Genomic DNA, 24,699 nt, shown 5'->3' with positions numbered 1-24,699 from the left:
ATGTGGATTCGAATGAAGTCATGGTGGAACGAAACGATCATAGATAGACCTTATCGACGTGGTCACATGGCAGGACAATATCAAATAACAGAAGTATTAGGAATGGGAAGCTACGGGATTGCTTACCTCGCTACGCACATCCCTACGAGCAAGCAGGTGGTCTTGAAGCAAGTAAAACCAAGCCTGCGTCACACGCCAAAAGGAGAAGCCATGCAGGCGTATGAGAAAAAGGTGCTGACGTCCCTCTCGCATCCGCAAATCCCTCGCTGCCTGGATTCTTTCACCTATCGTCAAGACTCGTTTATGGTCATGACATACATAAAAGGCCCTACACTGGAAGACATGCTGTTTGATCAAAACATCGTAGCGGATGAGTATACATGTGCACAATGGATGCGGCAAATCGGAGAGCTGGTGGCCTATCTCCATGATCGACACCTGATTCACCGGGACGTACGCATCCCCAATGTCATCTGGAAAGAGGACAAGCCGTACCTGATTGATTTTGGTCTCGCCAGGTTCATTGGTGACAAGCCGACTTACACGGCTGATACACTCGATGCCTACCCTTCAGAAAAACAATTGAAGCGAGAAGTTGCCCCTTCCAGTGATTTGTATGCATTGGGACATTTCTTTTTATTTTTGCTCTATACCGGGTACGAGCCTGAACTGGACGCGCCTGAAAAAAGCTGGGAAGAAGAGCTCACTATGCCCCCCATTATTCGGGTGATGATTCGCCGTTTGTTACAAATGGACGTTCCGTATGACAGTGTACAGGAATGGCTGAATGAGCTGGATACGTATTTGAGCCAAGCCCAAGAAAAAAGAGCAGGGAATCCGTAGCCTTCACGGATATGCCCTGCTCTTCTTCGTTCTTCATTCTGCGATTGGTTCTTGCTTCGCCTGTTCTATCTTTTCCTTCAGTTCCCCTGCTTCCTGGCGCAGCACTTGTCGCTCGTGTTTGGTCAGAACTTCTCCACCAACGGTGCCATTCACCAGCAAATCCTCTTCATATAACCGATCTTTGCGCATGGAAACCTCCTGCAGACAAGTTGTGTACTTCTTGTCCTACTTTGTTCCAAAGCTGCCCTTCTTATGTGCGCGATTTTGATTACGTTTGGACGGACTTGCATTTTTGGCCGGTGCACCTGTCTTTTGCGACGGCGCAGGCTTTCGTACAGGTCGTGGATCTTCCAGAGCGCCATGCGTCATGAATTTTTCTGCAATCGGCAAGCCTGTTGTCTTGGAAAACTTTTGAATGATGAACCGTTCCTGTGTCGTAATGATTGAAAACACAAGTCCAGCACGGCCCATGCGGCCAGTTCGACCGCTACGATGGATGTAAGTGTCTGCATCCGATGCAGGATCGAAATGAACGATACATTCCACCCCTGGAATATCAATCCCGCGTGCCGATACGTCTGTCGTAATCAGCACTGGAAATGCTCCGTCGCGGAATTGTTGCAGCGTACGAGCACGATCTTCCTTTGTTGCATCGCGGTGCAGAAGTCTGCACGGCAGATGGTGGTAGTTCAGCTTCGATACAATCTCGTCCACTTTTTCGATTTGATTGACAAAAACAATAGAGGAGCGTACATTCACGAGTCGCAGTAAACGTCGCAGCGTGTCCACCTTTTTACGCGGATCGGTGACCAAATACATGTGTGCTACCCCTGCAGCGCCTTCTGGTGCTGCTGCACGAATAACAACTGCGTCTTTGGTAAAAATTTCTGCCGTATGTACGACTTCCTCTGCGATTGTCGCGGAGAATAAGAGTCGTTGCGTATCACGCAGCGTTTTTTTCATGACCTCTTGAACTGGCTTGCCAAAGCCCGCATCCAACATCCGGTCTGCCTCGTCAACGACGACTGTCTTTACTTCATGGACCTTTAGCTTTCGCTGATCGATCAGCTCCAACAGTCTTCCTGGCGTTGCAACGATCAATACAGGCTTCTTTTTCAGTCGCTCGATTTGGCGTTTCACATCGACTCCACCAATAATGGACATCACAGCCGTGTCCTTACCTGGCAGAAGATTCTCTGCTTCCCTTGCAATCTGGACGACGAGCTCATGCGTTGGCGCGAGTACAATAGCCTGTACATCTTTTTGATCCATATTGATCTTCGATAAAATCGGCAGCAGATAAGCAAACGTCTTGCCTGTCCCTGTCGGAGATTCAATCAAGGCGTCCCGACCAGCCATAATCAACGGAATTGCTTCACTTTGTACAGGTGTAGGTGCTTCCATTTTTCGCTCACGCAATATAGTCAACAGCGGTGCGCTAATTTGTAAATCTGCAAACGTGGTGCTCACAAAAACCCTCCTGGCATAAATTCGTGCATTGGGTAAGCTTACCACACTTTGCGGGTAGAAAACAGAGGGAAGCCAATCCTCGCAAGGGAAGAGTGATACAGAAAAACAGGCGAAATCCGAAAGAGGACTTCGCCTGACCCTTCTTCTACCCGTTATTGGAATCGAAACGGGTCTCCTGCTTCTCACCCTGGTCTTGACGGTCTCGGCTGGTGGTTTGGTTACGTGTCCCTTTTGGACTTTCCATGTACTCCTCTACTTCCTTTTGAAACGCCTCATCATAGTCACGCACACCTATCACCCCCTGTCTTTTATTTTGACCAGAGTGATCACATATTATTTTCCTGAAACCTTTTGCCCGGTCATGCGTCTCTCATATAGGAATGATAAATTCTAGAACAATTTGTAAGATGGATGTGAATAGTGAATGGAGACGTTATCGCGCACTCGCACACGTAAGCGAGTCAAGCGCAAAAGACCATGGCGTTGGGTAAAGAAATGGATGCTGGGCACTGCCTTAGCATGTACAACCATAGCACTACTGGGAATTATTTTTTTATTTGGAACGAAAAACGGAGTAGAATTACGTGAGTGGGCTGCCGGTACCTTGCTGACGACACAGCACGATTACTGGGCTCCTTATACGTTTTTACCTGAAGAAAAGCTGAAGGAACTCAAACAGCAAATTACGCATCCGCCCGTCATCAATTCCGAAGGCAGTGTCACAACTGGACCTGCTGTACCGACCAATGCAAAGCTAGTAACGGTCACACTTCCGGAAAAACCCAAGGAATTGATCGAGATCGAGGAAATCGACGTCTCCAAAGGCAGCTATTATTTTAAAGGAAAAATCATGTACATTAGCGACCCGAGCCGAGTGCGCCTCGTCGTCACGAATCGCAAAGATCGCGGAGATCTGCTCGATGAGTTCGTCAAGAAAACAGGTGCCCTTGGGATTGTCAATGCAAGCGGCTTCGCTGATCCAGACGGCTACGGCAAAGGAGCGCGTGCCTACGGTGTCGTCATTCACGACGGTAAAATTTTGCAGGGCTACAACCCTAAGAGCGGAGAAACTGCTTTAGGGCTAACCTATGATGGAAAATTGATTACAGGCAGCTACTCGGCTGAGCAGCTCGTAAAAATGGGTGTTCGTGATGCTGTGAGCTTCCGTCCACAGTTGATCGTAAACGGGAAAAACATGTTTGAAGGCAAGCCTGCGAAAAGCTGGGGGATTCAACCACGTACCGCTATTGGACAAAAAGAAGACGGGACAATCGTGTTCGCAGTCATTGACGGACGTCAGCCGGGGCATTCCATTGGTGCAAGCATGAACGATATGGCGGAAGTATTGGCCGAACGTGGTGTAGTTACTGCAATGGCAATGGACGGTGGTTCCAGCTCCATGATGCTGCACAACGGTGAGGCCATTACGAAAACCTCTTCTCCTTATCATCGAGGACGTTATTTGCCAAATGCGTGGGCTGTTTTTTAAAGAAGTGTTGACGCGATCGAGGAGGTTTACGGATTTGCAGAGCTTGTATCATTATAGTGAAGACCCAACCATTACACATTTTCAGCCACGTGCACATCCCTCCCATCCGACACTTGCTCCGGCAGTATGGGCGATTGATGAAGCACGAGCTCCGATGTACTTTTTACCGCGAGATTGCCCGCGGATTTGCTTTTACAAAAAGGCAGATTCCGAGGCTGCGGACGTCGAACGCTTTCTTGGCTTGACGAGTGCCAAGATGGTTATTGCTATCGAAAGCAAATGGTATCCGGTGCTTACACAAACAAAGCTTTACGAATATACCTTCTCTCCCGAATCTTTTTATTGCTGGGACGAAGGAGCGGGCTACTATTTGTCTAAGGAAACCGTTACGCCACTAGACGTAAAGCCATTAGGTGACCTCATACACTGCCTTAGCCAAGCGGATATTGAATTGCGAATCACCCCTTCGCTGTTGCCGCTTCGAGATTCATTGCTACAAAGCAGTTTGCACTTTTCCATGATACGTATGCGCAATGCGTCGCTCACATAAGAAAACAGGCAGTCTCACCTAACGGTGACTGCCTGTTTTTGCATTTACAGTTTAATCGGTGTCTTTGCTTGCTCCAAGCTCCATTTCTCAACATCCCACGTCTGCGTGACCCAATCCTCATAAAATTCAGGTTCGTGGCAAACGAGAAGAACAGTCCCTTTGAATTCCTTCAAGGAGCGTTTCAGCTCTTCCTTCGCTACGACATCCAAGTGGTTCGTCGGCTCGTCGAATACCAGCCAGTTGCTTTCACGCTGCAGTAGTTTACAGAGGCGGACTTTTGCTTGCTCGCCCCCGGACAGAGCGTTCATATTACGATTGATATGCTCGTTTTTCAAGCCACAACGTGCCAGCGCTCCACGGACCTCATGGTTATTCATCGAAGGGAAATCATTCCATACATCATCGAGTGCAGTAATTGGCTTCGCCTTTACTTCTTGCTCGAAGTAAGCAGGATGGAGGAAATCGCCTTTCTCCAGCTTTCCACCCAGTGGGGGAATCACACCCAGCAACGTTTTCAGCAGGGTGGACTTACCTACCCCGTTCATGCCGACAATCGCTACTTTTTCGCCGCGCTCCAGCTTCACACTCAGCTTCGGCAGCAATGGATGAGAATAACCGATCTCCAGGTTTTCAGCTTCGATGACAAAACGGCTACTTGCTCGGGATTCCTTAAAGATAAACGAAGGTTTGGCAGCCGTTTCAGGCTTGTCGATTCTGTCCATTTTATCAAGCTGCTTTTGACGGCTCTTCGCGCGGCCGGTCGTAGACGCACGTGCTTTATTTCGCGCAATAAAGTCTTCCATTTTTGCGATTTCTTCCTGCTGCTTCTCAAACGCATCAAAATGCTGGCTGCGTTTCATCTCGGACTGAGCCAAGAAGGATTCGTAGTTACCCGTGTAACGATTCAGCTTGGTAAATTCCAAGTGATAAATCACATTTACCACTTCGTTCATGAAGGTCGTGTCATGGGAAATCAGCATGAAGGCGTAAGGATATTCCTTCAAGTAGTTTTTCAGCCACACGATATGCTCTTCATCCAAGTAGTTTGTCGGCTCATCCAACAAAAGAACAGTTGGTTTTTCCAGCAGCAATTTTGCCAGAAGAACCTTGGTACGCTGTCCACCAGAGAGGGATGCAACGTCACGTTCCAAACCGATAGCACTCAGACCCAAAGCGTTGGCGATTTCATCTACCTTCGCATCGATCAAATAAAAGCCGCTTGTTTCCAGCTTGTCTTGAATTTCACCCATGCGCTCCAGCAATTCTTCCAGTTCCTCAGGAGAAGCCTCGGCCATCTTTTCACCAATCGTCATCAGTTCAGCCTCTTGCTCCAACAGCGGCAGAAAAGCGTCCTTGAGTACGTCACGAATCGTTTTACCTGCCTGTAGCTTCGTATGCTGATCCAAATATCCGTATTCGATTTTTGGCATCCATTCAATGCGACCATTATCAGGCAAGTTTTGGCCTGTCAAAATCCCCATCATCGTTGACTTTCCAGTACCGTTTGCTCCTACGAGACCAACGCGGTCATTCGGTTGCAAACGGAAGGACACATCACGAAACAATACACGGTCCCCAAAACCATGGGACAAATTCTCAACGATCAAAACACTCATTTTCTATTCTTCCTCCTGATCTGTTTCCTCTACGAGGCTTACAAAAGAATTCTTTCAAAAAAAGTCGGAGCATACCGTGCCACATAAGCTTCGCCCGTAAAAACCAATTCATCCAGCCGGACACGCATATCCTGAAGGTTGACACCTTCAGAAGCGATGTTCAAGATCGCTGCTCTTGTCATCAGCCTTAGCATATTTACTTCTGCAGCCAGCTTGTCACCGAACAGTTTGCCACTATGCACGATCTCTGAGCGATGATTGTACGATTTTTTTACAAACTGTGCAATCTTCTCCCGTTGCATAGCCGTTTCACCAAAATAGTACGCCATTCGGACACGCAATTTATAGGTAATCTCGCCTTTTTTGCCATCGGGAACAAACAACGATTCCAATGCAATCCACAAATCCAGCAGCTGATCCTCGTAGTTCTTCTTCTCCAGCGAGAGCGCATAGCGACGAAAAGCAAGTGACGGGAGCTTTTGATCGATTAAGGAAGTGAAAATGTTCGCAGCTTCATCATCAAATGTGTACTTGTCACCATCAAGTGATCGCTTCAAATACGTAATGCCATACATGTTGCCATTGACAGTGATGATGTAAGGTATCGAACAAGTCCCCGTTGTGGACGCTAGATTCAGCTTGCTTTCGACTTCTTCAATCCACACCCGTTCATCCGTTACTTTCATCTCTTCGTGATCCCCTACTAAAAATAAACTGCTGGGATCTACTCGCAAATCAAAGGTTCTCTTGTTCTCGTCCATTTCATTGCGCAAGAAACGAGACGCGATCTCATATGGCTTCTGGGCGCCTGAAATGAGAGTGTACGAATTAGGCAAGTCGATCCGAACGGGCTGTGCTGTGGTTGAATTGAATACGGGGGCGATTAAGACCGGCATAGTTCTCGCTCCTTCCAGACCAGCAGAGCTCGTTTATTGTTTACATAATAAATATTATGTTCTATAAACAGTATCGTGCCATTCTGTAGTTTTGACAACATATCAATTCCTTCTAAATGTGGACTTGCTTCCTTACCCATACAAGTTCAAAAGTCGTCTTTCAGCACCGAGAAAGTGGCGAGAACCTGAAGAAGGAGCGGAGTGTAGGGGACCTACATGAGCACCGGACTTCGAAGGTGAACGACAATTTCGATGCCGAGTAAGCTTACAGGACAACATCGTGATCAAAAGACGAGCTTTGGAACAACCTCATTATAGAATACCAGCATTTCCTATGATTCGTCATCATGTGTTTACGCCAAACTAGGTAAAGAAGGAGTTGATTTTATGGAAAAAGACCATATTCTTGATGAAAATCCGCATCAAACTTTTAATAATGTAGCTCGACCGCTGGAACAGACTGGTGAATCCCAGCCTGGCTCTAAAAAAGTAAAGCAACAAAATCATTCCCGCTCCATTCGAACACGCGAAGGATAATAAATGGCACCCGGCACTATACGTCGGGTGCCCACTACCCTTCCTTTTATTTACATCGAAAAAGATTGAATTGTCCCACAAGGATGCACTATGATAAATTCAGTATCCTTGATGGAGGTTAAGTGAAGATGATCACCATTCCACTCCCGGGCAACAATAGCCCTCTTTCCAATTTGATCAGCTATAGTGTTTCACCGCTGTACGAGATGGCTGCAAGTCTGTATACACTCGCCCAAGAGACTCCTCCCGAGCGATTCGCGGATTGGACCGAAGAAAAGCTAGATCAGTTTGAATCAGCGCGTTTACTAAAAGAATGGGGTTATTTTGTCCCCCTGTTCCGATATGGGATCCCCGACTCATTCGACCCCCTACATACAAAAGGTGTTATGGCTGTAGATGATCAATATGAGTACTTCGTAACTCTGCCCACTGACCATTTTGTGCGAAGTATTAAACCGATCTTGGAGGAATGGATATCGCATCACGATATTCCTCCAGTCGCTTTGGATTTAAAAGAGGATTCCGATTATGTGAAAGGCCGATTTAGCCTGTTCGTTTCATCTTATTGGCAGTTATTTTTTGAAGCGAACTGGGAGTCAATTGCTCCAAAATTCGTTCGTGAAGCCGAACGGATTTATTACTCTTTACAAGCTATCAGTTCCCTTACTACCTATCTGCAAACCATTTCTCCCGCGATTACATACGACAATGAGACGCTTCGGCTTACCTGTCCAAGTAATGGGCCAAGCTGCGACGCTTCTCATCTCATCCTTTATCCTAGTCATTATTATGCCCAAGAACCTACTCTCACAAGAAAAGGATTGAATGCCCATTTGTTGTATTCGATCTCAGAAGCAGCATCGCAACCAAAAACGCCCTCATGAAGGGCGTTTTCCACGTTGCATATGTGCGACGATAAGTTTATCTAATTGTTGGCTGATTTTCACGATTTCTGGGTCAAGAAAATTGTAACCTGCATCTTTTGCTGCTCGTTCTAACTTTAGGCGCAAGTCATCAATCATCTTACTCGTAATTTCCATGCTGCCAAGCCCCCACCTAACTGTTGTCACCCACTATTTTACATTAAATAAAATAAGGTGGAAAGGGTAAGATGTGGAAGAAAAAGCCTTGTATCCATTTCTGGAACAAGGCTTTCCCCTTTTCTATTTCATGACGTGGATCGGACGACCCAGTGCCAATTCAGCAGCTTCCATTGTTACTTCACCCAGAGTTGGATGGGCATGGATGGTCAGCTCGATATCTTCGAGTGTTGCACCCATTTCGATAGCCAATCCGATTTCTGCAATGATGTTGGATGCTTCTGGACCAACAATTTGCGCACCCAATACGAGATTCGTTTCTTTTTCCGCAATCAGCTTCACGTAGCCTTCGCCTGCATTTACAGACAGAGCACGACCGTTTGCAGCGAACGGGAAACGACCTACGACATAATCGATGCCTTTTTCTTTCGCTTCTTTCTCATTGATTCCTACGCTTGCGATTTCTGGATCGCAGAATACAACCGCTGGAATCGCCTTGTAGTCCACTTCTGCCGGATGTCCAGCAATCGCCTCGGCTGCAACCTTACCTTCGTAGGAAGCTTTGTGAGCCAATGCAGGACCAGCTACGATATCCCCGATTGCGTACACGTTAGGAATGTTCGTGCGGCCTTGCTTGTCAACTACGATCAAGCCACGGTCAGTTACGTTCATGCCGATATCGCGGATACCGAGTTCATCCGTATTTGGACGGCGGCCAACAGTAACGAGTACGTATTCCGCCTCGATTTTTTGTTGCTCGCCTTTTACTTCTGCAGTCACGATCACGCCGTTGTCTGTCTCTTCCATTCCTTGTGCCAATGCTTTTGTATGGATGGTAACGTCGAGCTTTTTCAGCTTGCGTTCTACCAAACGAGGCATATCTGGCTCAAATCCTGGCAAGATTTGATCGGAACCTTCCAAAATGGTTACTTTTGTACCAAACTTCGCGAATACGGTACCGAGCTCGATACCGATATATCCGCCGCCGATTACCACGAGGCTCTTCGGCAGCTCAGTCAAGGACAGCGCTTCTGTAGAGGACATTACGCGCTTGCCAAACGGGAATGCAGGCAACTCGATTGGACGCGAACCAGTTGCAATGATGCAATGCTGGAAGCGATAACGGTTGACATCATAACCGTGGAACACGCGTACTTCATTTTCACTTACGAACAGTGCTTCACCAGGGATTACCTGGATTTTGTTGCCTTTGAAGAGGGAGCCTACGCCACCAGTCAATTGCTTAACGATACCGCTCTTCCACTCTTGAACTTTGGCAAAATCCACTTTTACGTTTTCCATGGTAATTCCCATGGATTCTGTATGTTGTGTATGCTCATACGTGTGTGCAGCGTGGATCATTGCTTTGGAAGGGATGCAACCTACGTTCAGGCACACGCCACCCAACTCACCTTTTTCCACGACAGCTACTGTTTTGCCCATTTGAGCGGCACGAATCGCCGCAACATATCCACCTGGGCCTGCACCGATTACGAGCACGTCTACTTCTGTAGTAAATTCACCTACTACCATTGTCTCTTATCCCTCCATGACGAGCAGCGTTGGGTTTTCCAGGAGCTGCTTCACGTAGTTGACGAAACGCTGTGCAGGTTCGCCATCAACCAAGCGGTGGTCAAAGCTCAAGGACAGGTGCAACATTTGACCAACCACGATTTCTCCGTTTTTCACAACTGGCTTTTCGCTAATGCGGCCAACACCCAGAATAGCTACTTCTGGATAGTTAATGATTGGCGTGAAGAACATACCGCCAGCAGAACCGATGTTTGTGATGCTGAAAGTAGAACCTTTCAATTCATCTGCTGTTGCTTTGCGGTCACGTGCTTTTTTCGCCAGTTCGCCGATTTCGCCTGCGATTTGGAAGATGGATTTGCTGTCAGCAGATTTTACAACTGGAACAAGCAAGCCCTCTTCTGTCGAGGCAGCGATACCGATGTTGTAGTACTTTTTAAAGATGATTTCTTGTTTCTCATCGTCGATAGAAGCGTTGAGTTCTGGGAATTTCTTCAGACCAGCTACAACTGCTTTCACGATCATAGGCAAGTAAGTCAGCTTCACACCGCGCTCTTCAGCAAGTGGCTTCGCCTCTTTACGCATCGCAACAAGCGCTGTAACATCCACTTCGTCGAAGATCGTAACGTGTGGTGCTGTGTAAGCGGATTTCACCATTGCCTTCGCAATTGCTTTACGCATGCCTTTCAGCGGAACGCGCTCTTCCAGCTCGCCAGCTTGAGGTGCGTGGTGGACAGTTGGAGCCGCTGCTGCTTGTGCTACGCCTGTAGCTGCTGCTGCAGGAGCCTCAGCTGCTACTGGAGCTGCCACTGCTTGTGCAGTTGGCGCTGCTGCTCCGCCAGATACGAAGCGATCTACGTCATCACGTGTGATGCGACCCAATTTGCCTGTACCTGGTACATTCGCCAATTGAACGCCTTTTTCACGAGCGTATTTGCGAACGGAAGGTGTAGCCAGCACGTGTTTACGATCAATAGGTGCCGCTACTGCTGTTGCAGTTGCTTGTGCCATTGGCGTTTCCAGTGCTTGGTTCGCATTTGCGCTCACTTGGGAACCGATGTCGCAGCCTGGCTCCATTTTTTCTGCAGCTTCAGGCGCTGGTGCCGCTTCAGCAGCGTGGGAATCGCCATGACCATGGTCTGGCAGGTTCGGAATTTCACCTTCTACGTCAAACTCGATCAGTGGATCGCCGACTACGGAAACCGTACCCTCGGTTACTTTCAGGTCGATAACTTTCCCTTTAACAGGCGACGGTACTTCTACAACCGCCTTGTCATTTTGTACTTCCATGATGACTTGGTCTTCTTCTACGGAATCTCCGGGCTGTACGTGCCATTTGACGATTTCGCCTTCATGGATACCCTCGCCGAGCTCCGGGAGTCTGAATGTAAAACGACTCACAGTATCTCCTCCTTATAACACTTCGCCATAGTAGTAACCCTATATTTCCCAAAAGAAGGCGGAAAGCTTTCAACTTTTCCGCCATTATGTCCATTTCTCAATTAAAAATCGAGGACTTGAGTCAGACCATCTACTACGCGTTTTACGTCAGGCAGCCATACATCTTCTGCTTGTGCAAACGGGTAAACGGTATCTGGTGCTGTAATACGCAGCACTGGTGCTTCGAGGTGCAGGATCGCACGCTCGTTGATTTGCGTGATGATTTCTGCAGCTACACCAGATGTTTTTTGTGCTTCTTGTACTACGATCGCACGGTTTGTTTTCTTCACAGAAGCTACGATGGTATCGATATCGAGTGGGCTGATGGTGCGCAGGTCGATTACTTCTACTTTTGCTCCACGCGCTTTCTCGATTTCTTCTGCTGCTTTCAGGCTGGTATGCACCATTGCACCATAGGTGATGATGGTAACATCGCTACCTTCTTTTACAACATTTGCTTTGCCAAGCGGAATGGTGTACTCGCCTTCTGGAACTTCTTGACGGAAGGAACGGTACAGCTTCATGTGCTCCAGGAATACAACTGGATCGTTGTCGCGGATTGCGGAGATCAACAGTCCTTTTGCATCGTACGGGTTGGAAGGGATAACCACTTTCAGTCCCGGAGTTTGCATCATCAAGCCTTCCAAAGAGTCAGCATGCAGCTCAGGCGTTTTTACACCGCCACCAAATGGGGAACGGAATGTAATTGGGCTCGTGAAGCGACCGCCGGAACGGTAGCGCATACGAGTAGATTGGGATGCAATCGCATCGAAGGTTTCAAAAACAAATCCGAAGAACTGAATTTCTGCTACTGGACGGAAGCCATTGATGGAAAGACCAACAGCCAAACCGCCAATTCCGGACTCAGCGAGTGGCGTATCGAATACGCGTTGCTCACCGAACTCAGCTTGCAGACCTTCTGTTGCACGGAATACCCCGCCGTTGTTACCTACGTCTTCACCGAAGACAAGTACGGTTTCATCGCGCTTCAATTCTACGCGCATTGCATCCGTAATGGCTTGAACCATTGTCATTTGTGCCATGGCTTATTTCGACTCCTTCGCCAGGAATTCTGCCTTTTGCTCTTCGAGTGCAGGTGGCAGTGTCTCAAACATTACATCGATCAGTTCGCTAACTTTCATTTTCGGAGTTTCGTCCGCTTTTTTGATCGCGTCAGCTACTGCTGCTTTTGCTTCTTCAATTACAGCCTCTTCGTCTTTTTCGTTCCAAAGGCCTTTTGCTTCAAGGAACTTGCGGAAGCGGATCAATGGATCGCGCAGTTCCCACTCGCTTTGCTCTTCACCTGTACGGTAACGAGTTGGGTCGTCACCAGCCATGGTATGAGGACCATAACGATAAGTCATTGCTTCGATCAAAGTCGCACCTTCGCCGTTTACACCGCGCTCTTTTGCTTGTTGAACCGCGTAGTAAACTGCGAGAATATCCATACCGTCAACGCGTTCGCTAGCAATACCAGCAGAAACTGCTTTGATTGCGATGTTTTCAGAAGCCGTTTGTTTTTCGAACGGCAGAGAGATCGCATAACCGTTGTTTTGGGAGAAGAAGATGACAGGCAGCTTGTATACCCCTGCAAAGTTCATACCCTCGTAGAAGTCACCTTGGGAGGTTGCACCGTCACCAAAGTAGTTGATCGCAACTTTCTTTTCACCGCGCAGCTTGTAGCCCATTGCAACACCTGTTGCTTGTGTACATTGAGCCGCGATGATGATTTGTGGCATCAATACATTAACACCTTCAGGGATTTTTCCACCCTCGATGTGTCCACGGGAGTACAAGAATGCTTTGTGCATAGGGTAACCATGCCATACCATTTGTGGAATATCACGGTAGCTAGGCAGGATAAAGTCTTCTTTGGAAAGAGCAGCCTCGGAACCGATCATGCTTGCTTCTTGACCAGCTACTGGTGCATAGAAGCCCAAACGGCCTTGGCGGTTCAAGCTGATTGCGCGTTGGTCCCATACACGGGTAAATACCATTTTACGCATCAGTTCACGCAATTCATCATCGGAGAGCTTAGGCATCAAGTCAGGACGAACAACCGTACCATCCGGGGCAAGAATTTGCAGCGGGGCGTTGTTCTCTGTTTGTTCAACAGCAGTGGATACGCTCATCACATTCACCTCGTCACTAGAATAAGGGGCTTCCATTTCTCGGCCTGCCTTCTGCCACTATCATTTGAGCACACGCTCGATAGGCGGAGAAAGCAATTCACGTCGGAAGTAACCCTGATAAAATACAGAAGAAATTTGCAAAGTGCAAGAAAGGGCTTACAGCGCCGTTTGCAACACCCTGTTATACTGCAGATAAAATACCTGTTTAACGTGTTATAGTATTGATATTACAGGGTTTATTTCCTCTCTGTTATCATTTACTATATAAGCTGTATCAGTTTTTTTCAAGGCTTAGTTTTTCAATTGAGCAAACAGGGAGTGTGAATCGATGTCTGACTATGTAAAGCGAACAATTGTAAAAGAAGAAGTGCCCAGCATCTACGTGGACACTCCCCGCTCGGTCAAAGTATACTTACCGCCGGGGTACAATGAGCTTCTTTCTTACCCTGTTGTTTATTGCCAAGATGGGAACGATTTTTTTACGATGGGGCGAATGGCGACCATTTCCAATCAATTGATTCTGGAAGAGGGCATCGAGCCATACATCGTCGTCGGTGTCTCTGTGGATCGAAACAAGCGCACGAGTGAGTATTCCCCATCCGGCTCGAGAAACGCAGCCTATCTGCGCTTTTTCACGGAAGAGCTGTTACCTTACATCGAGGAGCGTTATCCTGTACGACGCGATCCTGGTTCACGTGTACTGGCTGGAGACTCCTTAGGTGGAACAGTTTCTTTGCATCTCGCTCTGGAAAACCCGGAGATGTTCCCCCAAGTACTCGCTTTGTCCGGAGCGTTTTTCCAAACGACGCTCGATCCACTCCTGAACCAATCTAGCCTATCCTGGCTGCGAATCTGGATGGTCGTTGGTCTCGATGAAACAGCTGTTGAAACGAGTGCAGGTACCTTTGACTTTGTTCATTGGAATCGCAGTGCGAAACAGATTCTTGAGGACAAACAAGCGACATTGTCCTATCGAGAAAAACCAGGGAACCACGTCTGGGGATTGTGGCAAAAAGAATTGCCTGACGCCTTGCGCTACTTCTTCCCTCCTCCTCGTCTGTAAGCATTACGAGCCATTAATTTCTTTGATGTCCTCGTACCCGTAGTACCGGCCATCCACCAGGAAGATGCCTTGGTGGTTGGCTTTTTCGATTTCGCCAGCAACCTGATTCGCATCGTTTAGAACGATGTTGACAATTTTACTCTCGTCACGCTTCATTTGATTGAGAATACGTTCTCGGTCTTTGGCTGAGATCATATCTATCCCTCTTTTCCCCTATGTTGGATAGCTATAGTATTTCATTGGGGGGGCTGAATTACACACAACAGCCTCAAGCGAAATCGAACCAAAAAAAGCCTTGCCGCTCTCCAATTTCTTGGGCTCGGCAAGGCTTATTACGCTTATTCATTTATCGTTCGATTGTCGTATATTTAAAATCTCTGCCTCCAAATGGATTGATCAGAAAGCCTTTTACTTTGTCATTTTGAATATATGGTCTTGCTCCATAATAAACGGGAGCGATCGGCATTTCTTCCATTAAGATTGTTTCTGCCTCACGCATGATCGCGTTTCGCTTCGTCAGGTCTTGTTCCAAATAGCTCTGGATGATTAGCTCGCGGTATCTGTTGTTTTCCCAAGCAGCGTCGTTCGTCCCCACTGTTTTGTCCTTAAAGATTTCCAGGAAATTGATGGGGTCGTTAAAATCCGCTCCCCAATTTCGATAAGCAAACTGATAGTTTTTGGAGCGCTTGTTTTGTAAAAATACTTTTTCCTCCAAGCCACTTATCTTAACATCGACACCCAGGTTTCTTTTCCATTGATCCTGAAGGGCTTCAGCCAGTTTTTTCTGACGATCATCACCAGAGCCATACGTGTATGTCACTTCAGGCATAGTGGATAGCCCCAGCTCCTTTAACCCTTCATCCAATAGCTGCTTGGCTTTGCCCAGATCTTCCTGAAAATAGTCATTTTCACTGAGCTGCATGGAGGGCGGTACCCATGCGAATGCCGCCGGAACGCCTGTCTGTACAATTCCGTCTACGAGCGGCTGCCGTTGGATCGAATACGAGAATGCTTGTCGAATCTTTTTGTTCGTAAAAGGTGGCTTCGTCGTATTGAAGGTGACAGCAACTGTATTCGGATACGGAGCAAGCACGATCTTGCCTTCATTTTGCAAAGCAGGGATCACATCTACTGGCAGCACATAAGTCGGGTGTCCTCCCCAATCCAAATCTCCAGAATCAAACAAAGCTTGCGCCGTATTCGTATCGGTAATCATGCTCCAGACGATCTTATCGAGCTTGACGGCGTCTTTGTCATGATACTTGTCGTTCTTCACGAGAATCAGCTTGTTTTTATGCTCCCATAGCTCCATTTTGAACGGGCCATTCCCCACGTAGTTTTCAGGAGAGGCTGCCCAATCCGGATGTGCCTCCAACGTCTTTTTATGCAAAGGATATAGTGTCGGAAAAGCTGTCAGCTCGTAAAAAAACGGGGCTGGTGAATTGAGTTTGACCTCAAGTGTATAGTCATCGAGCGCTTTGACACCTACGTCCGCATGTGTGCCTTTGCCTGTATTAAATTCCTCTGCTCCTTTTATGAAATAAAGCATGTATGCATATTCGGAAGCTGTTTTCGGGTCCAGATTTCTTTTCCACGCGAACTCAAAATCATGGGCAGTTACTGGGTCGCCGTTGCTCCAAAGCGCATTCGTTTTCAACTTGAAGTTGTACGTCAGCAAGTCCTCAGATACCGTGTAGCTGTCAGCGATGGCGTTGGCGATTTTTCCATCCGGACCATAGCGAGTCAACCCTTCAAAACAGGCGGTAATGACATCGAAGGAAGTCCCATCAGATGCGAGTCCAGGGTCTGCTGTTGGAGGCTCTCCACCGTCTGCATTCCAATTCAATACCATCTCTTCCCCTGTTGGCTGTGCTGGCTGAGATACCTGATCATTCGGCTGGTTCTTTGCTGCTGGTTCACTTGTACTGCATCCCGTTAAAACTTGAAGCAGCAAGAAACAGCTCAAAATGAAGCTCATCCTCTTTCTCACATAGACCATCCCCCTTGACTCGATCTGATTCAATGCTCAAGCGTGTACTATCGCTTTATCACACTACCATGATAACGCAAGTGGGCACGAAACAAATCAGACGGTATGGCGAAAAACGGTGAATGGATTGGATTGTATTTTGTACAAATTGTCTAATTATTTTAAATATTATACACAAGCACAAAAAAGCCAGTCCTCTCTGTGACTGGCAACAATCATCATGCAAGATGACAAAAGTAGATGGAAACTATTACACCGTATGTATCAATTGTTCAACTGTTTTCAAAACGAGCTTGATCTGTTCCTCGCTAATGTGTCGATGTGTCGTAAAGCGAATGACATATTCATCGAAATCAACGGCGAGTACTCCTTTTTCCTCTAAGCATTCCAAGAAGGCTACTGCCGTTTGACCGATTGAATCCGTATTTACCAGCACGATATTCGTCTCTACTTGCTCTACCTGAAGCGATAGCTGGCGCAAGCCTTCTGCCAATTGCTTTGCCCGTTCATGGTCTTCTGCCAGTCGCTCCGTCATTTGCGTCAACGCGATGATTCCGGGTGCTGCCAAATACCCTGCTTGGCGCAACCCTCCTCCTAATTTTTTTCTCCACCATCTCGCTTCTTCTATAAATGCACGATCGCCAGCCAGAATAGAACCTACTGGCGCACTCAGTCCTTTGGACAAACATATCTGCACGGTATCAGCGAAGCAGGTAATCTCACTGACTGCAACACTTTGGGCCACAGCGGCATTAAAGAGGCGGGCTCCATCCAAATGAACAGGAACACCATGTTTTTGGGCTACGTCATAGATATTCTTCATTTGTCCGACTGTGATTACCGCCCCGCCAGCGCGATTATGCGTATTTTCGAGACAGATCAGTTTTGTGCGAGGAAAATGAATATTATTGCCGCGGATCGCCCTCTCTACGTCTTCTGCACGCATAGCACCGCGCTCTCCAACCAGGGTCCGGGTCTGCACACCTGCCAATGCCGACATAGCCCCGCCTTCATAGTAAAAAATATGCGAATCTGCTTCTGCAATCACTTCATCGCCGTTTACACAATGTGTCAGAACAGCGACTTGATTGCCCTGCGTACCGCTTGTGACAAACAAAGCTGCTTCCTTCCCGAGTATTTCTGCTGCGATCGATTCCAAACGGTTAACAGTCGGGTCCTCTCGGTAAACATCATCTCCAACCTCCGCTTCCGCCATCGCACGAAGCATTTCTTCGGTTGGCTTCGTAACCGTATCGCTGCGCAAATCGATTTTCATAAATGACACTCCTTTCACCCAGATGCATCTCTCATTCCCTGTCGTAACACTTTCAACATTGCATCCTGAATTCCCTCTTGCTAAGATGGAGGGGACACTTACATACAGTTAGGGGATTTGACCTGTGAAACTAAAAATCACGCGTAATGCTGCCAAGCAATTGACGACTATCATCGAACAAGAAGAAGACAAAGACCTGAAACTTCGCGTATATATTACACACTCTCACGGTGATCATGCGCACTACGGCCTCGCTCTGGACAAGCCGACAGAAGAAGATGAAGTGATTGCTACAGACAAAGAGATCGATGTGATCGTGAAGAAAGACGAGCCATTGCTGGACGGTGTTATCATCGATTACCTCTTCTTGCCACAAGAAGGCTTTGTCATTACCAACCCTTCTAAAGGTAACACAGGTGACCACTAAGCTTGATACAGATAAACCCTCTGCCTTCTTGACTGGCAGAGGGTTTTCTTTTCGTTTGGAGTCTTTATTCGTCAACAGCTCTGGTATACAGTTCTGCCGGTAAATCTATTAACAACGGAGAACACGCTTCATCCATCTGTGCCATAACAAGTCGATGGACAGGTCGAGTCATGGCTACATACAAAAGCTTTGCGTCCCATTCATTGTTTTGATAGGCCTCTACATCGAGCAAGATGACCACATCAAACTGCAATCCTTTTGTTAAAAAGGCAGGCATGACAGTTACGCCACCCGGGAATTGGTTATCCTTGCTGCCTAGAAGTGTCAGATCTGCAATTTTGTCTTGCAAGCCCTTATGCGCCTTTTTACTCGCTTGAATCGTTTTCGCAACGATCGCGATCGTTTTGAAGCCTTCCTTCTGGTAGGCAGCCACTCGCGAAGAGACGTCCTCCCACAGCTGTGCTCGTGAACTCGCCGTTACCATAACAGGCTTGTCACCATGTCGCAAAACCGGTTTTGCCAATACGGTCTCTGGCAATTCGATTTGTCGTAAAACCTCATTGGCACAACGCATTATTTCAATCGTCGAACGATAGCTTTGCGACAGCGTGTAATAGGAAGGAAACATTTGAGCAAAGATCCCCTTCGTCAACTCCTCCCACGCATGAATGCCCCTGTAGCTATGAATACCTTGCGCGATATCTCCGACGATCGTTAGCGAGTTTCGCTTGGTTGCCAATGCAATGACGGCGATTTCTAGTGCACTCAAATCTTGCGCCTCATCTACGACCGTATGATCAAAATGCTCTGCTTTATTCATTCCCTCGACAATATGTTGTAAATATAACAATGGCGCAATATCTTCCGGCTCTAGTCTTTCCTCTGCAAACAACACAGCGCTTGACTGACTCACATCACGAACGACCTCATCTGATACATCAGCAGGTACGAGCTTGCGCAGCAATTCCTCATCAGCCATCAACTCTCGATAAGCTGCGAAGATTTCCAGGCGCGGGAACTGCGTCAAATACGTGTCCAGAATTTGCTCCAGCATTTTCTCGAATTTGTACAAGCCTTCTTTGTCCAGATCGACTTTTCGCTCGCGCAAATGGGAAAACAGCTGTTTGTTCATTTCTTGTTTCAAATGCTTACGAAGTGCTTCCACCCGCCGATGATACGGCATATTTGCGAATTGCTCCAGGAAGCATTGGCGAATAAAATCACTCGGGATCGAAAAGACTTGCTTCGTTTTGTTGTATAAAAAGCTGAGCTTCTTAAAAGGTATTCTTGTTTCGACGATATGACGGATGTATTGCTCCAACGCCTCCCGACAGGCGAGTGAGCCTTTGAAGCGGAGCCTGTTTCGCATGATTTCCTGCTGACGCTCATCCTGTCCGTCTTCAAAAAATAATTGGAGAGGTTTATCCGGACTCGTGATTCTCCATCCTTTTGGCAAAAGAGGCTTCACGAGCCGCGCCGCCCAATCCACAAAGGTAGACTGTTGTACATCATCGACCCCCAGCTCAGGCAAAACCTCTGAGATGTAAGTAAGAAACATCCGGTTCGGCGCAAACACCATGAACTTTTTGGACATCATGGAATCCTGATAGTTGTAGATCAAATAGGAAAGCCGATGCAGGGCAATTGTCGTTTTTCCGCTCCCCGCTACTCCTTGCACGACGATTGGCCGTTCTTTTTCCGCCCGGATTATATCATTTTGCTCAGATTGGATTGTAGCGACAATGTCCTTGAGTCTGCTATCGTTTGCCTGATTCAGATTTGCTGCCAAGAATTCATCGATGAAGCCCTCTTGTAAAAACTCGTCAGGATGCCCCATTTCACGGTTAATGGTCTCTTTTACCGCTCCATCATAGATACCGACGATTTTTCCATCTTCTATGGCAAAATTCCGCTTTAATCGAACCTCACCACGTACGATCTCTCGTCCCATCCGGTAAAACGCGTCTTTGCTCTCACCGGAATAATATAGGCTGGCAATGGGCGCACGCCAATCCACGACGACTGAATCAAACGTATCGCTTCGCACAATCCCTCGTTTTCCGATATAAACCTGATCCAACTCATAGATTTCATCTTTCATGAAATCCACTCTGCCGAAATATGGCTTCTCTCTGCCCTGATCTTCCAGGTAGCGTAAATCTTTCGCCTTTTTATAGTTCACGACTTGCTTTACATAGTCATCTGTTGCCTCTCGAATTTCCTCACGCAGCTGTGCAATTTCTTCGTCAATCGACGCAACTGTTTCTTCCAGCTTTTTTTGTTCTACCTCATAATCACGATGCTGTGTACTCACATCCATTCCCCCCTCACATCGATCACCATTGCCTTGCCAGCCATATTCCAGCTGCACAAGAAAGGAGACTAACTCCTAAGCTAAGTAATGCGTACATAGTGCCACGCAGTAATTGACCTTCTCCCCAGAAGGAAACAACCTCCAGTGAAAAACTTGAGAAAGTCGTAAATCCTCCCATGACTCCCGTAGCAAAAAGAAGGTAGAGAGCAGGCGACAAAAAGCCCCGCTCTTTCCCAACCACGAACAAAATGCCGATGATCAAGGACCCAGACACATTGGCGACCCATGTTCCCCATGGCCAACCTGGCTGATTGGCAGCCAACGATAACAGGTAGCGCCCGAGAGAACCAACCGCTCCTCCTACCGCCACAGCTATCCACGCCATCTCTTACCCTCCCCACGATATCAGCTGTTCTCGTTATGTATGTCACAGAAAAAGACACCCTAGCGTCAAGCGAGGATGTCTGTCGTATCAGTAATTGTTATCTTACTGTTTTGGCTTATTTTCTTCAAGGTCTTCCACATACCGGATAGAATCTAAATTTGCTCTCAAAGAAAGCTTAACGGCGTCAATGTACTTTTGGCGCAACGTTTTTTGCTCAAGCTTCTCTTCCTCGGTCAAACCTTCTTCGCGAGATTTTTTGACCAATTCGTTAATGCGTTTAATTTCTGCGTCAGATACCACTGCTGGTTTCCTCCCACTCTGTAGTAGTGCCGCTTCATTATACCACATTCGAATGATCCCGCAAGACGACCGAACACTTACTGAGTATCGGGAATGAAGAGAGTCTGACCTGGGTAAATCTTGTTGCTATCCATATCGTTCGCATCTTTAATCGCTACGATGTAGTCACGCACATCCATATTTTGATCCGCTTTGTGGCGAACGGCAATCGTCCATAGACTATCGCCGGAGCGAACCGTCACTTCTTTGCCTTGTGGTGCCTCCATTGCGGAAGAAGCAAACACTAGTTCGGTCAATAAGTAAAAAAAGAGAGTGAATGTAATAAGAAACAAGAGAGCTTGTCCTCTCGTGATACCAAAACGAACGCGACGCTCTTCTTTTTTCTCGAAACGATTACGTACTGTCAATGAATTCATGATAATGGCCCCCTCACAAACATACGTTCTGTTATCTTGTACCCTCATAATAAATGAGAACATATGTTCATGTCAATAAATAATCGAACTTATGTTTGTCGAACGCAAGATCCCATGGTATAATATAGGAAAATATGTTCGAGAAATCAGAGGTGTCTTTCTATGTCAAAATTATCGAGTAGACAACAAGCCATCATCGAGTTCATTCGAAAGGAAGTTCGTGATAAAGGATATCCACCCTCTGTGCGGGAAATCGGAGAAGCTGTCGGACTAGCTTCCAGCTCAACCGTACATGGACATTTGGCACGATTAGAGAAAAAAGGCCTCATTCGCAGAGACCCTACCAAACCTCGCGCCATCGAATTGCTTTCAGATGAAGATCGGTTTCAAGACAATTTCGAAGACTCTGTCGTACGTGTGCCTGTAATCGGGAAAGTAACTGCTGGACAGCCGATCACTGCTATTGAGGATGTAGAGGAATACTTCCCGCTTCCAGATAATATCGTGACTTCTGACAAGGTCTATATGCTGCGCGTCTCTGGAAATAGTATGATTGATGCCGGGATTCTCGACGGCGACTACGTAATCGTTCGCCAACAGCACGTAGCGAACAATGGTGACATCGTTGTAGCCATGACCGAAGAAGACGAAGCGACTGTCAAAAGATTTTTCAAAGAGAAGAACCACTTCCGACTCCAACCGGAAAATGCAACGATGGAACCGATCATCTTGGAGCATGTATCCATTCTCGGAAAAGTCATCGGTGTCTATCGACTCATTCACTAGTTTCCACACATAAAAAAGGACAGCCTCGGCTGTCCTTTTCGTTTTCTATTTGATAGGCTATCTGGCGATAAAAAACCAGACAATCATCGCCACTTGTAGAATTACTTTTACGACCGCACTGCCCAAAAATCCGATCAGTGAGCCCACACCTGCTTTTACTGCTCGCTCCATCGTCTGCTTCTGCACCATCAGCTCTACTAGCACAACGAATACGAACGGCAAGATCAGCATACCAAACGGCGGAAACACGAATATCCCGAGTACAATACCGACAGCAGCCGCAATGGACGACCACTTGGACCCCCCGTACCTTTTCACGAAGTACATATTCGTCAATAAGTCAGCACCATAAAGCAGAATACTTAGAACGACCATTCCCCACCAAAATGATGCTGGCAATCCCGCTCCGGGATCGGCAATGAAAAAGTGATAGAGCAAGAAGCCCACCCACAGTAAAATCGTATCAGGTAGAACGGGTAAAAATATCCCGGCGATACTCAAAAGAAACAATAGCACAACTACGATCCACAAAAATATTTCCATCCACGACACTCCCTTCATTTAGGTATACGAGTGATCATTGATTTCGTTGCGCACTTATTCACTTTTGTCTAAACTATTTTAAAAGAAAGCAGAAACGGAGGTAGCTTCATGAGAAATTGGCATGACCTCTCTTACTTGCGCCACGGAACGATCCGTCAAAAATCAGCCTGGAAAGCGATCCAGGAGACTCGCATCATGGAAGTTCTTTCTCCGTACCGCCCTGTTCTTGCTGGCACCATTCCATTGGACATTGATGTTCTCCAAAGCGACCTGGACATCATTTGCGAGAGTCATGATCTGGAACAGTTTGAACAGAATGCATGTAAAGCTTTTGGCTCCTTGCATGGCTTTGAAGTAACCCATATAAACGTAAAAGATATAGCCACGTGCGTCATCCAGTTTTTCGCGGCTGACTTTTGGTTTGAATTATTTGCTCAACCGGTTGCCGTCGAGAAGCAAAATGCCTATCGACATATGGATATGGAAGCACGGTTGCTAGCGATAGGTGGACAGGAAGCCTATCAACAAATCAGGGCTCTCAAGCAAAGCGGCATCAAAACAGAACCCGCGTTTGCCGAGTACTTTCATATTCCGGGTGACGATCCTTATGAGGCATTGTTACAATTGGAGTCGTTAACAGAACAGGAATTACGCCAAAAGGTTCAGCTCCTCCTGAATCGTTAATCCATCAACAAAGACCCGACCTCTACTTCTTGAATGCAGGAAGGGTCATCATTTTTGGGACTGCCCACTTTCGTAGTTACCGGATAAACGCTCATCTCGCTGGATTCATAGGGGGTAAAGAGGGATTGTAGCTCCAGTTGATCATACTTCTCTCGATCAAGCCATAAGTCTTCGTCCTGTTTCTTTAAAATGACTGGCATTCGCTCGTGAATGTTTTCCATGATTTCATTCGCCTGTGTCGTCACAATCGTGCACGTATGTACTTTTTCTCCCTTTTGATTCATCCACGTATCATACAATCCGGCAAAAGCGAATGGTTCCCCCGTTTTCAGTATGATCCTCATGGGCTGCTTTCCTGTGATTGAATTCATCCATTCATAAAAGCTGTCAGCAGGTAGGATGCACCGTTTCTTGACGAAAAGCTGTTTGAACGCGGGCTTCTCATTTAACGTCTCGCAACGAGCATTGATCATTTTGTAGCTGCTCTTCTCATCTGCTGCCCACGACGGCACCAATCCCCACTTCAACTGACCAATCCGACGCTTGCCGCGATCAGCAATAATCGCTGGAACCAGCTGGCCCGGCGCAATATTGTACCGTGGTTCCATCTCAAACGGGATGACTTCGATCTGGAACCGTTCCTTCCATTTTTCCAAATTCGTTACGAGTGTAAAACGTCCGCACATACGATTCACCTCACAACCTTCCCCTGCTAGACTTATTACTTTTGTCTTCTCTCTTACTCTTTCACACGGGTAGGCATTTAAAACCTTTCACGCATGGGAATCTTGTTCAAATAAAACAATCACATCCTCCTCTTCTACATAACAAAAGAAGACCACTAGAAGAATTACTTCTCAGGGTCAAATTTCTTGTTGTTATGAAAAGACCTAACCCGTACAGAATAGATATCGGTTACAAACATGAAATTACGCCAACTGTCTATGATTTTCTATAAAAACTGTAAATAAC

The 24,699-nt window shown here is 46.9% G+C and carries 28 protein-coding genes; 9 read left to right on the top strand and 19 right to left on the bottom strand.

Annotation, left to right across the window (positions count from 1 at the left end):
• Entirely contained in the window at window positions 1-843 is an 843-nt protein-coding gene (locus tag AB1L17_RS01720) for a serine/threonine protein kinase (RefSeq protein ID WP_412842983.1), read from the top strand.
• 33 nt (window positions 844-876) lie between these two features.
• Here the strand turns inward: AB1L17_RS01720 and AB1L17_RS01715 are convergent, their stop codons facing one another.
• The 3 genes from AB1L17_RS01715 to AB1L17_RS01705 all read right to left on the bottom strand — a co-directional run bounded on the left by AB1L17_RS01715 (window position 877) and on the right by AB1L17_RS01705 (window position 2,602).
• Window positions 877-1,032 carry a hypothetical protein gene (locus tag AB1L17_RS01715; RefSeq protein WP_173619571.1) on the bottom strand — a complete coding sequence of 52 codons (156 nt, stop codon included), beginning with the start codon at window positions 1,030-1,032 and terminating at the stop codon, window positions 877-879.
• A gap of 36 nt (window positions 1,033-1,068) precedes the next feature.
• A complete protein-coding gene (locus AB1L17_RS01710; protein WP_412842984.1) occupies window positions 1,069-2,313 on the bottom strand; it encodes a DEAD/DEAH box helicase in 1,245 nt (414 codons plus the stop codon).
• A gap of 145 nt (window positions 2,314-2,458) precedes the next feature.
• The gene (locus tag AB1L17_RS01705; RefSeq protein ID WP_162837736.1) at window positions 2,459-2,602 is read right to left on the bottom strand and encodes a hypothetical protein; all 144 of its coding nucleotides are present in this window, start codon (window positions 2,600-2,602) and stop codon (window positions 2,459-2,461) included.
• A gap of 135 nt (window positions 2,603-2,737) precedes the next feature.
• Between AB1L17_RS01705 and AB1L17_RS01700 the strand changes: the two genes are divergently transcribed.
• Together AB1L17_RS01700 and AB1L17_RS01695 are read left to right on the top strand one after the other, a co-directional pair.
• The gene (locus AB1L17_RS01700) at window positions 2,738-3,802 is read left to right on the top strand and encodes a phosphodiester glycosidase family protein (protein WP_412842985.1); all 1,065 of its coding nucleotides are present in this window, start codon (window positions 2,738-2,740) and stop codon (window positions 3,800-3,802) included.
• A 34-nt stretch (window positions 3,803-3,836) separates the two neighbouring features.
• Window positions 3,837-4,352 (top strand): DUF6886 family protein, encoded by a 516-nt coding sequence (locus AB1L17_RS01695; protein WP_412842986.1) that lies wholly within the window; start codon window positions 3,837-3,839, stop codon window positions 4,350-4,352.
• A 44-nt stretch (window positions 4,353-4,396) separates the two neighbouring features.
• Here AB1L17_RS01695 and AB1L17_RS01690 read toward each other — a convergent pair whose 3' ends face one another.
• Both AB1L17_RS01690 and AB1L17_RS01685 read right to left on the bottom strand, forming a co-directional pair.
• The gene (locus AB1L17_RS01690) at window positions 4,397-5,968 is read right to left on the bottom strand and encodes an ABC-F family ATP-binding cassette domain-containing protein (protein ID WP_412842987.1); all 1,572 of its coding nucleotides are present in this window, start codon (window positions 5,966-5,968) and stop codon (window positions 4,397-4,399) included.
• Between the two features lie 38 nt (window positions 5,969-6,006).
• A complete protein-coding gene (locus AB1L17_RS01685) occupies window positions 6,007-6,864 on the bottom strand; it encodes a hypothetical protein (protein ID WP_412842988.1) in 858 nt (285 codons plus the stop codon).
• A gap of 387 nt (window positions 6,865-7,251) precedes the next feature.
• Between AB1L17_RS01685 and AB1L17_RS01680 the strand changes: the two genes are divergently transcribed.
• Both AB1L17_RS01680 and AB1L17_RS01675 read left to right on the top strand, forming a co-directional pair.
• On the top strand, window positions 7,252-7,401 hold the full coding sequence (locus tag AB1L17_RS01680) for a small acid-soluble spore protein P (RefSeq protein ID WP_412842989.1): 150 nt from the start codon (window positions 7,252-7,254) through the stop codon (window positions 7,399-7,401).
• A gap of 128 nt (window positions 7,402-7,529) precedes the next feature.
• Entirely contained in the window at window positions 7,530-8,285 is a 756-nt protein-coding gene (locus tag AB1L17_RS01675; RefSeq protein ID WP_412842990.1) for a hypothetical protein, read from the top strand.
• Here the strand turns inward: AB1L17_RS01675 and AB1L17_RS01670 are convergent.
• The 5 genes from AB1L17_RS01670 to pdhA all read right to left on the bottom strand — a co-directional run bounded on the left by AB1L17_RS01670 (window position 8,280) and on the right by pdhA (window position 13,543).
• The gene (locus tag AB1L17_RS01670; RefSeq protein WP_412842991.1) at window positions 8,280-8,441 is read right to left on the bottom strand and encodes a Spo0E family sporulation regulatory protein-aspartic acid phosphatase; all 162 of its coding nucleotides are present in this window, start codon (window positions 8,439-8,441) and stop codon (window positions 8,280-8,282) included. The two genes, AB1L17_RS01675 and AB1L17_RS01670, sit on opposite strands and share 6 nt — an antisense overlap.
• Before the next feature lie 123 nt (window positions 8,442-8,564).
• Window positions 8,565-9,974, bottom strand: a complete 1,410-nt coding sequence (gene lpdA, locus AB1L17_RS01665; protein WP_106840639.1) for a dihydrolipoyl dehydrogenase — start codon at window positions 9,972-9,974, stop codon at window positions 8,565-8,567.
• A 6-nt stretch (window positions 9,975-9,980) separates the two neighbouring features.
• Window positions 9,981-11,372, bottom strand: coding sequence for a dihydrolipoamide acetyltransferase family protein (locus AB1L17_RS01660; protein ID WP_412842992.1), 1,392 nt, complete (start codon window positions 11,370-11,372; stop codon window positions 9,981-9,983).
• A gap of 101 nt (window positions 11,373-11,473) precedes the next feature.
• On the bottom strand, window positions 11,474-12,454 hold the full coding sequence (locus AB1L17_RS01655; RefSeq protein ID WP_412842993.1) for an alpha-ketoacid dehydrogenase subunit beta: 981 nt from the start codon (window positions 12,452-12,454) through the stop codon (window positions 11,474-11,476).
• Between the two features lie 3 nt (window positions 12,455-12,457).
• Complete coding sequence (pdhA, locus tag AB1L17_RS01650) at window positions 12,458-13,543, bottom strand: pyruvate dehydrogenase (acetyl-transferring) E1 component subunit alpha (protein ID WP_412842994.1); 1,086 nt, start codon at window positions 13,541-13,543, stop codon at window positions 12,458-12,460.
• A 328-nt stretch (window positions 13,544-13,871) separates the two neighbouring features.
• On the opposite strand from pdhA, the gene AB1L17_RS01645 reads away from it, so the two are divergent.
• The gene (locus AB1L17_RS01645) at window positions 13,872-14,606 is read left to right on the top strand and encodes an alpha/beta hydrolase (protein ID WP_412842995.1); all 735 of its coding nucleotides are present in this window, start codon (window positions 13,872-13,874) and stop codon (window positions 14,604-14,606) included.
• 3 nt (window positions 14,607-14,609) lie between these two features.
• Here AB1L17_RS01645 and AB1L17_RS01640 read toward each other — a convergent pair whose 3' ends face one another.
• From AB1L17_RS01640 to ltaE, 3 genes are all read right to left on the bottom strand, one after another.
• Entirely contained in the window at window positions 14,610-14,801 is a 192-nt protein-coding gene (locus AB1L17_RS01640; RefSeq protein ID WP_412842996.1) for a hypothetical protein, read from the bottom strand.
• Window positions 14,802-14,952: 151 nt separating this feature from the next.
• A complete protein-coding gene (locus tag AB1L17_RS01635; protein WP_412842997.1) occupies window positions 14,953-16,596 on the bottom strand; it encodes a peptide ABC transporter substrate-binding protein in 1,644 nt (547 codons plus the stop codon).
• Window positions 16,597-16,846: 250 nt separating this feature from the next.
• The gene (gene ltaE / locus AB1L17_RS01630) at window positions 16,847-17,872 is read right to left on the bottom strand and encodes a low-specificity L-threonine aldolase (protein ID WP_412842998.1); all 1,026 of its coding nucleotides are present in this window, start codon (window positions 17,870-17,872) and stop codon (window positions 16,847-16,849) included.
• Between the two features lie 124 nt (window positions 17,873-17,996).
• Between ltaE and AB1L17_RS01625 the strand changes: the two genes are divergently transcribed.
• The gene (locus AB1L17_RS01625) at window positions 17,997-18,299 is read left to right on the top strand and encodes a HesB/IscA family protein (protein ID WP_412842999.1); all 303 of its coding nucleotides are present in this window, start codon (window positions 17,997-17,999) and stop codon (window positions 18,297-18,299) included.
• Window positions 18,300-18,363: 64 nt separating this feature from the next.
• Here AB1L17_RS01625 and AB1L17_RS01620 read toward each other — a convergent pair whose 3' ends face one another.
• From AB1L17_RS01620 to yneA, 4 genes are all read right to left on the bottom strand, one after another.
• A complete protein-coding gene (locus AB1L17_RS01620) occupies window positions 18,364-20,613 on the bottom strand; it encodes a HelD family protein (protein ID WP_412843000.1) in 2,250 nt (749 codons plus the stop codon).
• Window positions 20,614-20,635: 22 nt separating this feature from the next.
• Window positions 20,636-20,998, bottom strand: a complete 363-nt coding sequence (gene crcB, locus AB1L17_RS01615; protein ID WP_412843001.1) for a fluoride efflux transporter CrcB — start codon at window positions 20,996-20,998, stop codon at window positions 20,636-20,638.
• A 102-nt stretch (window positions 20,999-21,100) separates the two neighbouring features.
• Window positions 21,101-21,298: a DUF896 domain-containing protein gene (locus AB1L17_RS01610; RefSeq protein WP_412843002.1), complete on the bottom strand. Its 198-nt coding sequence runs from the start codon at window positions 21,296-21,298 to the stop codon at window positions 21,101-21,103.
• Between the two features lie 77 nt (window positions 21,299-21,375).
• Complete coding sequence (yneA, locus tag AB1L17_RS01605) at window positions 21,376-21,714, bottom strand: cell division suppressor protein YneA (protein ID WP_412843003.1); 339 nt, start codon at window positions 21,712-21,714, stop codon at window positions 21,376-21,378.
• Between the two features lie 162 nt (window positions 21,715-21,876).
• Between yneA and lexA the strand changes: the two genes are divergently transcribed.
• Window positions 21,877-22,500, top strand: coding sequence for a transcriptional repressor LexA (gene lexA / locus AB1L17_RS01600; RefSeq protein ID WP_412843004.1), 624 nt, complete (start codon window positions 21,877-21,879; stop codon window positions 22,498-22,500).
• Window positions 22,501-22,557: 57 nt separating this feature from the next.
• On the opposite strand, the gene AB1L17_RS01595 is transcribed toward lexA, so the two are convergent.
• Complete coding sequence (locus tag AB1L17_RS01595) at window positions 22,558-23,043, bottom strand: DUF456 domain-containing protein (protein ID WP_412843005.1); 486 nt, start codon at window positions 23,041-23,043, stop codon at window positions 22,558-22,560.
• Between the two features lie 108 nt (window positions 23,044-23,151).
• Between AB1L17_RS01595 and AB1L17_RS01590 the strand changes: the two genes are divergently transcribed.
• On the top strand, window positions 23,152-23,727 hold the full coding sequence (locus AB1L17_RS01590; protein WP_412843006.1) for a DUF4269 domain-containing protein: 576 nt from the start codon (window positions 23,152-23,154) through the stop codon (window positions 23,725-23,727).
• Here AB1L17_RS01590 and AB1L17_RS01585 read toward each other — a convergent pair.
• Window positions 23,724-24,413 carry an SOS response-associated peptidase gene (locus AB1L17_RS01585; protein WP_412843290.1) on the bottom strand — a complete coding sequence of 230 codons (690 nt, stop codon included), beginning with the start codon at window positions 24,411-24,413 and terminating at the stop codon, window positions 23,724-23,726. The genes AB1L17_RS01590 and AB1L17_RS01585 overlap by 4 nt on opposite strands.
• Window positions 24,414-24,699: the final 286 nt, after the last annotated feature.

The sequence above is a fragment of the Brevibacillus jepli genome, from assembly GCF_047229145.1.
Classification (GTDB): domain Bacteria; phylum Bacillota; class Bacilli; order Brevibacillales; family Brevibacillaceae; genus Brevibacillus.
This window is presented reverse-complemented; position numbering and strand designations above follow the sequence as displayed.